Origin of the sequence: Carboxydothermus islandicus, assembly GCF_001950325.1 — a bacterium.
Lineage (GTDB): Bacteria > Bacillota > Z-2901 > Carboxydothermales > Carboxydothermaceae > Carboxydothermus > Carboxydothermus islandicus.
The window spans coordinates 1-7967 of record NZ_BDJL01000053.1 but is presented as its reverse complement, the minus strand read 5'-3'; the positions used below and the strand labels follow the sequence as shown (position 1 = coordinate 7967).

General features: G+C 38.6%; 7 protein-coding genes and 4 tRNA genes. 4 read left to right on the top strand and 7 right to left on the bottom strand.

Features of this window, described 5'->3' with window-relative positions:
- Positions 1-96 precede the first annotated feature (96 nt).
- The 3 genes from ciss_RS08075 to ciss_RS08065 all read right to left on the bottom strand — a co-directional run bounded on the left by ciss_RS08075 (position 97) and on the right by ciss_RS08065 (position 3107).
- Entirely contained in the window at positions 97-1083 is a 987-nt protein-coding gene (locus ciss_RS08075; RefSeq protein ID WP_075865762.1) for a hypothetical protein, read from the bottom strand.
- Between the two features lie 61 nt (positions 1084-1144).
- Positions 1145-2770: an ABC1 kinase family protein gene (locus ciss_RS08070; protein WP_075865761.1), complete on the bottom strand. Its 1626-nt coding sequence runs from the start codon at positions 2768-2770 to the stop codon at positions 1145-1147.
- A 31-nt stretch (positions 2771-2801) separates the two neighbouring features.
- Positions 2802-3107: a phasin family protein gene (locus ciss_RS08065; protein WP_075865760.1), complete on the bottom strand. Its 306-nt coding sequence runs from the start codon at positions 3105-3107 to the stop codon at positions 2802-2804.
- A 167-nt stretch (positions 3108-3274) separates the two neighbouring features.
- On the opposite strand from ciss_RS08065, the gene ciss_RS08060 reads away from it, so the two are divergent.
- From ciss_RS08060 to ciss_RS08045, 4 genes are all read left to right on the top strand, one after another.
- Positions 3275-3352, top strand: a tRNA-Pro gene (locus tag ciss_RS08060).
- A gap of 29 nt (positions 3353-3381) precedes the next feature.
- Positions 3382-3467, top strand: a tRNA-Tyr gene (locus ciss_RS08055).
- A 63-nt stretch (positions 3468-3530) separates the two neighbouring features.
- Positions 3531-3605: transfer RNA gene (locus ciss_RS08050), tRNA-Gln, on the top strand.
- 11 nt (positions 3606-3616) lie between these two features.
- Positions 3617-3702, top strand: a tRNA-Leu gene (locus tag ciss_RS08045).
- Positions 3703-3754: 52 nt separating this feature from the next.
- Here ciss_RS08045 and hemL read toward each other — a convergent pair.
- From hemL to ciss_RS08025, 4 genes are all read right to left on the bottom strand, one after another.
- Positions 3755-5053: a glutamate-1-semialdehyde 2,1-aminomutase gene (gene hemL / locus ciss_RS08040; protein ID WP_075865759.1), complete on the bottom strand. Its 1299-nt coding sequence runs from the start codon at positions 5051-5053 to the stop codon at positions 3755-3757.
- 17 nt (positions 5054-5070) lie between these two features.
- Positions 5071-6066, bottom strand: coding sequence for a putative heme d1 biosynthesis radical SAM protein NirJ2 (gene nirJ2 / locus ciss_RS08035; RefSeq protein ID WP_075865758.1), 996 nt, complete (start codon positions 6064-6066; stop codon positions 5071-5073).
- Positions 6067-7044 carry a porphobilinogen synthase gene (gene hemB, locus ciss_RS08030; protein WP_075865757.1) on the bottom strand — a complete coding sequence of 326 codons (978 nt, stop codon included), beginning with the start codon at positions 7042-7044 and terminating at the stop codon, positions 6067-6069.
- An 8-nt stretch (positions 7045-7052) separates the two neighbouring features.
- On the bottom strand, positions 7053-7967 hold a 915-nt coding region (locus ciss_RS08025; RefSeq protein ID WP_075865756.1), incomplete at its 5' end, for a uroporphyrinogen-III synthase.

The window sequence follows — 7967 nt, the reverse complement described above, 5'->3', positions numbered from 1 at the left end:
TTTCGACATACAACTTAAAATTCCTGCTTATAAAGTAGAAAATTTTCTGAATTATTTGTGATTTTTATAACATTAAAAAACAACCCTTTATTGAATTTAAAAAAGCAGATATTTCTTTTTTAAAATTTTATATTCAAAGAAAAGCGCTAACAATCCGATAATAAAGATGAGTAATGCCAAAAGTTTTAGTGTTAAAATTAACCTCTTTAACTCTTTTATAATACCGGTTAAACGCTGGTTTTCAGCGTTTTTTCTCTCTAATTTTGTTAAAAGTTTCTCTTTTTCTAAGAAATATTTTGCAATTTCTAAATCTTTATTCCTGACCGATTGGCGAAGCATTAATACATAGTTGAAAATTTCCTTTTGTTCTTTAAGCTTATTTTGATTATCCTGTTCCCAGTCACCGGTGTAAATTGCACTCCATAAAATTGGACCCCATTCTCTCTGCGGATAAATACCTAATGCTAAAGAAATTATTGATATTATTCCATCATCTAAAAGGATTTCTGCCCGTACATTCTTTTTAAGTTTTTGGGCAAAAATACTAAAAACTCCTTCATTGCTGCTTCCAATTAAGGCAACAACTGTATTTTTGAGACTACCGGTTTCATAAAGCTTTTCCACAATTTTATCAGCTAATTTTTCTTGCCCTTTTTTAAAAGCGAGAATAAAACCGCATTTTTCCTTTGAACCGAGCTTTGTTTCAAAATAATTTAAATTGGGTAAGTATTTAATCCCGGAATAATTTTTTAAATTAAATCCATACCCATAAACCTCATAGCCGTACTTTTCAGCCAAAATAGGAAAACTTGTCGCAAAACCTTTTAATTTTAATATACGTTCAATTGTTTGTTGAAAAGCCAAATCTTGACCTTCAATTGCACCGCTATATCCCATCTCGTAAAGATTTACCAAATTTGGAAGGTAATTTTGATAAAGTTTCTCTTGAGTAAATCCATCAATAAAAATTACTACGAACTTTGAGTTGCTTGGAGATGTTTCTGTAGATTTGAATTGTTCGGCATAAGCAAGAGAATTTAAAATAAGAAAAATAATTATTACTTTAAAAAAATTTTTGAACATTCTTTCCTACCCCCTTAGGGTTTATTCTAAAAAAAAATATGCCCTAAGAGGATAGTCTATGCTAAAGCTGATGTTTTTTCCATAAAACGTACCCACCGGCAAAATAAACAACAGTTATAAAAATAAAGATTTTACCTTTCTGGTCAGCGGGAAGCGCATTTAAAATTGCCGGAGAGCCCAAAAAATAAGCTGCATAAAAGATAACTATTGCTAAAAACTGAATACTTTTAGCAAAAGAAGTTACTTGTCTTTCTAATTGCCGTTCTTCAAATTTAAGAGTGAATTTAGCTTTTTCTAAGTTTGCCAAACTGCTTTCCAATATTTCTGGTAGAGCAAAAAGCTTGTCAACTAAGTTATATAAATCCAGGGCAACTTTTTTAAAAGAAGGAAATTTAAAAATCCGTTTTCTTAATAGAGTTGTTGCTAACGGCTCCGCTAATTCGGCCACCGATAAGTTGCTGTTTAAATTTTTCACTATTCCTTCTAAGGCAATAATTGTTTTGGCGACTAAAACAATTTCTGGAGGAATTATAATTTCATGCCTTTGGGCAAGGTTTAACAATTCTTTTAATAATTCTCCTAACGATAATGACGATAAGGGAACGAAATAATAGCGATTTAAAATTTCCCGTACATCCTTTTTTATTTCCGCTGGAATAATATCTTCTCGTTGACTTAATTCAATTAATAATTCGGAAATCCTCGCAAAATCCTTCCTTACCACACCTATTAATAAGGTGATCAGCATTTCCCTTAACCACGGATTTAAAAAACCAATCATTCCAAAGTCATACAAGATGACATTCCCCCCGGGAGTTATGGCAATGTTGCCCGGATGGGGGTCTGCATGAAAATAGCCGTCTTCTAAAATCTGCAAAATAAAAATTTCCACTAAATCTCGGGCTAACCGGTCCAAATCGATACCCATTTCGAGTAGCTGGGAGCGTTCACTTACTTTAATACCGTAAACCGCTTCTAAAACCAGGATGTTTTCATTGGTAAAGTTCCAGAACACCTCGGGAATAATAAGTTTTTTGTATTTTATATTTTGCCTGAAGTTTTCTATATTCCGCGCTTCACCGGTATAATCTAATTCCCTTTCCAGGGTTGATTTTAATTCTTCCCACATTCTTAAAGGTTTATTAATTTTTCCCCAGTTGGTTTTGTTTTGGATAAATGAAGCAATTTGATATAAAATTTGCAGGTCAGTTTTAATTAATTCATCGACCCCCGGTCGCTTTACTTTTACGACCACATCTCTTCCATTTTTAAGCCTGGCCCGGTACACTTGCCCTATGGAAGCGCTGGCAATGGGATTTTCATCAAACTCAATAAAGATGTCGTGCAGCGGAGAACCTAAATTTTTTTCAATGTATGAAGCTATGACTTCAAAGGAAACAGGAGTTACTTTATCCTGTAATTTTTCCAACTCAACTTGAAAGGGCTTTGGAAGTAAGTCTTTTTGCGTACTTAAAACTTGTCCAAGTTTGATAAATGTTGGTCCCAATTTTTCTAACATTTCTCTTAAATTTCCGGCCAGTTCAATTAAACGATATTCATTGATTTCAATTTTATCTTCTGCTGGTGGCCGTTTTAAATAAGTTAAAATAAAGCCAAAACCAAATTCAGAAAACACCCGGGTAATTTCCCGAAACCTTGAAAGATGCTTTGGTGTTAAAGGAAACACAATTAAGCCCCCTTAAAAAAACAAGGGGTAACTACCCCCTGTTTTGTTCCTGGACTTTATTTTCTAATTCATTTAAGCGGTTTTCTATAAGCTTTAGTTCATCCCGCGTTACCAAGTTCAACTCCTTAATTATTTTTTGTAATTCCTCTTTTATTTCCGCTTTTAAATCGTCCTTATGGGTTTTGCCTTTTTCAATTAGTTCATTAAGAAAATTTTGAGCTTCATCTTTACTCATTTTTCCTTTCTCCATGAGTTCCTTCAAAAACTCCTCGGTTTTTTCTTTCGTAAGAGTTATTAAACCCAAACCTAACAAAATACTCCGCTTAAAAATATCCATTTTAATCACTCTCCTTATGGCAAATTATAACATAAAATTTAATTGCATACTACTATTTTATTCTTTAAAAAGCATGTTATACTTTGCATTTTTTTATTTTTAATACTTGACGACCTTCCACCAAATATATATAATAAAAAATGTCCGGTACGTGCAGTACAAAAGTGCGGGATGTAGCGCAGTTTGGCTAGCGCGCCTGCCTTGGGAGCAGGAAGTCGGGGGTTCAAATCCCTCCATCCCGACCAGTAAAAAATAAAATTCCATTAGATAATGCGGAGGGGTTCCCGAGTGGCCAAAGGGAGCAGACTGTAAATCTGCCGGCGAATGCCTTCGTAGGTTCGAATCCTACCCCCTCCACCATTACCAGCAATAAATGTCAGAGGTCCATGGATCTCTGACATTATTTAACTTAATACATTTTACTGGGGCGTCGCCAAGCGGTAAGGCAGCGGTCTTTGGAACCGCCATTCGTTGGTTCGAATCCAGCCGCCCCAGCCATTTTTATCTATGCGGCAGTGGCGGAACGGCAGACGCGCTAGACTCAGGATCTAGTGGGTTTATGCCCGTGGAGGTTCAAATCCTCTCTGCCGCACCATTTATGAGAAATAAACCCCTTGAAGTTTTACTCAAGGGGTTTTTCATTGCCATTAGCTTTCAGCAACCGCCTTAAATGCTTTATAAGAAGCTTCAATAGTTTTATCTAAATCGTCTTTGGAATGGGCAAGGGAAACAAACATAGCTTCAAATTGCGAAGGCGCGATATAAACTCCATTTTCTAAGAGAGTCTTAAAGAACAGGGCAAACTTTTGAGTATCGGAAGTGCAAGCGGTTTTATAATCCACCACTTCCTCCGCGGTAAAGAAAGTGCAAAGCATCGATCCGACCCGGTTAAACCAGAGCTTTAAGCCCGCAGCTCTTGCCGCTTCTTTTAAACCGCTTTCCAGATAACTTGATTTTTCCTCCAACTGCTCATAAACCCCTTCTTCCTTTAAAACAGTTAACGTGGCAATACCGGCGGTCATTGCCAAAGGATTACCCGAAAGAGTCCCTGCTTGGTAAACCGGTCCGGCCGGTGCCACCATTTCCATGATTTCCCGCCGGCCACCATAAGCCCCTACCGGTAAGCCTCCCCCAATAATTTTTCCGAGGGTTGTAATATCCGGATCAATGTTATAGAGAACCTGAGCTCCACCCCAGTGAACCCTAAAACCGGTCATAACTTCGTCCATTATTAGCAAAGCACCATATTTTCTGGTAAGCTCCCGAACCCCCTCTAAAAAGCCAGGCTTAGGCGGGACTACTCCCATGTTTCCGGCAACCGGTTCTAAAATAACGGCAGCAATATCGTTACCTTCCCGGGCAAATATTTCTTCCAAAAGGGATAAATCATTAAACTGGGCAGTTATCGTGTTGCTGGCAATATTCGCCGGTACTCCGGGGCTTGTAGGAACGCCTAAGGTTAAAGCTCCCGACCCTGCTTTAATCAACAAAGAATCCGCATGGCCGTGATAACAACCTTCAAATTTAACAATTTTGTTTCGTCCGGTAAAGCCACGGGCCAAACGGATGGCACTCATGGTTGCTTCGGTACCCGAGTTTACCATCCGTACCATATCCATTGCAGGGAAAGCATTAACAATGATTTCCGCCATTTCGGTTTCCAGAAGAGTAGGAGCCCCAAAACTTGTACCTTTTTTTAAACAATTGGCTAAAGCTTCTTCCACTTTAGGGTGGCGGTGGCCTAAGATAAGTGGACCCCACGAGCCAACATAATCAATATAGCAATTCCCGTCAATATCGTAAATTTTTGAACCTTCGCCCCGTTCAATAAATACTGGATTTAAGCCCACCGATTTAAAAGCACGAACCGGACTGTTAACTCCTCCGGGAATAACTTTCTTAGCTTCGCTAAAAGCTTCGATTGATCTATCGATTTTTAAAGTCATTCTCCCACCCCTTACTTTTAGTATCCCTTACGTCCCTGGTACAGACACCACGGCTCTTCGGCCATATAATCGCCATCATGGTAGAAATAAGCCCGTGCCCGACATCCGCCACAAATTTCTTTGTATTTACAGGTACCGCATCCACCCTTATAGTTTAATGTACGCAGCTCGTTCAAAACCGGGTTATTTTTCCAGATTTCACTAAACGGAATTTCCCTAACATTACCTAAGGGAATATTAAGGTAAGCACAGGGTTGGACATCACCTTTAGGGCTGATGATACAGTATGAAGTTCCTGCGAGACAACCTCTGCCAAAACGTAAATCCATACCCATTTGTTTGGCAATCCGCATAAACTGCGGAGCACAGGTAGGTTTTAATTCAATTGGTACTTCTTTTTGCTTTTTCATTATGCGATGAAGAAGCTTTTCGTACTGTTCAGCCCTTAAAGACTCCTGCTCAATATTTACCGCACGGCCGGTTGGAACTAAAAAGAAGATGTGATGAGCTATTGCTCCTATTTCTACGGCAAAATCGGTTAATTGCTCTACCTCATCGTAATTCCATTCCACCACTGTAGTGTGAATTTGAAAGGGTAACCCTGCAGCTTTACAATTTTTCATCCCTTCCACAGCCTTTTCCCAGGAACCTGGAGAAGCCCGAAAACGGTCGTGTTTTTCGGGGTCAACGCTATCCAAGCTAATTCCCATGGCTAACGCTCCGGCTTTTTTGAGCTTTTGCGCCATTTCCAGGGTGATTAAAGTGCCATTGGTACCAAAAACCGGTTTTAAGCCTTTTTGGGAAGCATATTCTACTAATTCAAGAATATCTTCCCGCATTAAAGGCTCGCCCCCGGAAAATATCATTATCTTAAACCCGGCCTTTACAATTTCATCAATTAATGCCTTCCCTTCTTCAGTGGAAAGCTCTTCATCTGCTTTAGCACCGGCATCCCGGTAACAATGTTCACAATACAAATTGCACTGATTGGTGGTATTCCAGGAAACTAACATTTACTTTGCCTCCTTTAGCCATTTAACAACATCTTTAGCATGGTAGGAAATGATTAAATCTGCTCCGGCCCGTTTCATTGAAGTTAAGATCTCCAAAACAATTCGTTTTTCCTCAATCCAACCATTACGGGCAGCAGCTTTTACCAGTGAATATTCTCCACTGACGTTGTAAACACAAACCGGATAGCCAAACTCTTGTTTAACCCTCCAGACAATATCTAAGTAGCTTAAGGCAGGTTTAACCATTACAATGTCAGCACCTTCTTCAATATCTAACCATACTTCCCTCAAAGCCTCATTGCCATTGGCCGGATCCATTTGGTAGGAACGGCGATCGCCAAATTGGGGTGCTGACTCCGCTGCTTCTCTAAAGGGCCCGTAAAAAGCAGAGGCATATTTTGCTGAATAAGCCATGATCGGGATATGTGAAAATCCATTTTCATCTAACGCCTCACGAATAGCTCTTACCCTTCCATCCATCATATCCGATGGCGCAACCATGTCCGCTCCTGCTTTGGCATGGGATACGGCGGTTTTTGCTAAAAGTTCCAAGGTTTCATCGTTTATAACTTCTCCGTTACGCACAACACCGCAATGACCATGACTGGTATATTCGCAGAGACAAACATCGGTTATAACATAAAGTTCAGGAATTTCTTTTTTGATTGCTCTTATAGCCTTCTGGACAATACCATCGTCCTGATAGGCTTCACACCCAAACTCATCTTTATGCTCGGGAATACCAAAAAGGATCACCGCTGGAATACCAAGCTCGTGCACCTCTTTTGCCTCTTTAATTGCTTCATCAATGGATAGCTGAAATACTCCGGGCATGGAACTAACTTCTTTGCGGTATTGTTCCCCTGGTGCGATAAATAAAGGATAGATAAAATCATCGGGATGCAAGTGGGTTTCCCGAACCATAGAACGTATTTTATCATTAGCTCGAAGCCGCCGCATCCGTAGCTTTAAATCCATAACACAATTCACTCTCCTTGCCAATGATTTTTCAAAGTTTGCCATAAACCCTCAAGGGTATGTTCTGAGGAAAAATATTTTCTCCGTATATCTTTTTGCAAAAAAGCCTCAAAGGTGGTAGGCCCAATAGCAAAGTGCGGTAGATTTTTTGCTAACTTTTCATCACCAATAAATTGATAGAAATTATTGAATGTTGATGGACTTGTAAAAAATAGCACGTCAATTAAATTAGCTTTCAATAAACCATTTAAAAAAGGTTTAATATCTACATTGGGAGCATTTTCATAAACAACCAGTTTTTTAGTAAGAATATTATTTTGGGCCAAAATCTCCAAAAGCTCGGGTCTCCCAAGATTTCCTTGAACAACTATAACCCCTTTTTGGATCATACCGGAGGAGGTTAGCTCCAAAGCTAAATCTTTTGCTGTAAATTTCTGCGGAGAAAAATCTGCGTTAAAACCAAATTTTTTTAATGATTTTGCTGTTTTTTCCCCAATGACGGCAATTTTCCAAGGGAAATTTTCTAAACTTACATTAAAATATTTTAAATTGAAAAAAAAGCCCTCTACGCCGTGGGCACTGGTGAAGATAAGCCAATCATAAGCGGAAAAATCTAACTGTAAAATCCTTTCATCGGGAATATACGTTATTTTTAATAGCGGAACTTCAATACCTATGGCACCAAAACGCCCGCATTCTTGTTTTTCATCGGCATCGGCCCTTGGAATTAAAACCCGCACTCCCGCCAGAGGACCATTATTCAAAAAATGTTGTAAATTGTAAAAACAATAATTTTTTAAAGGAAAAGTCTTTAACAAATCTTCTTTTTTAGTAATTAATATTACATCCTCCCCTGTAACGTTGTTGGGCAGTTCATTTACCAAGTGAGTATTTACAAAATTTTTTAAAATAAAATCAAGTTC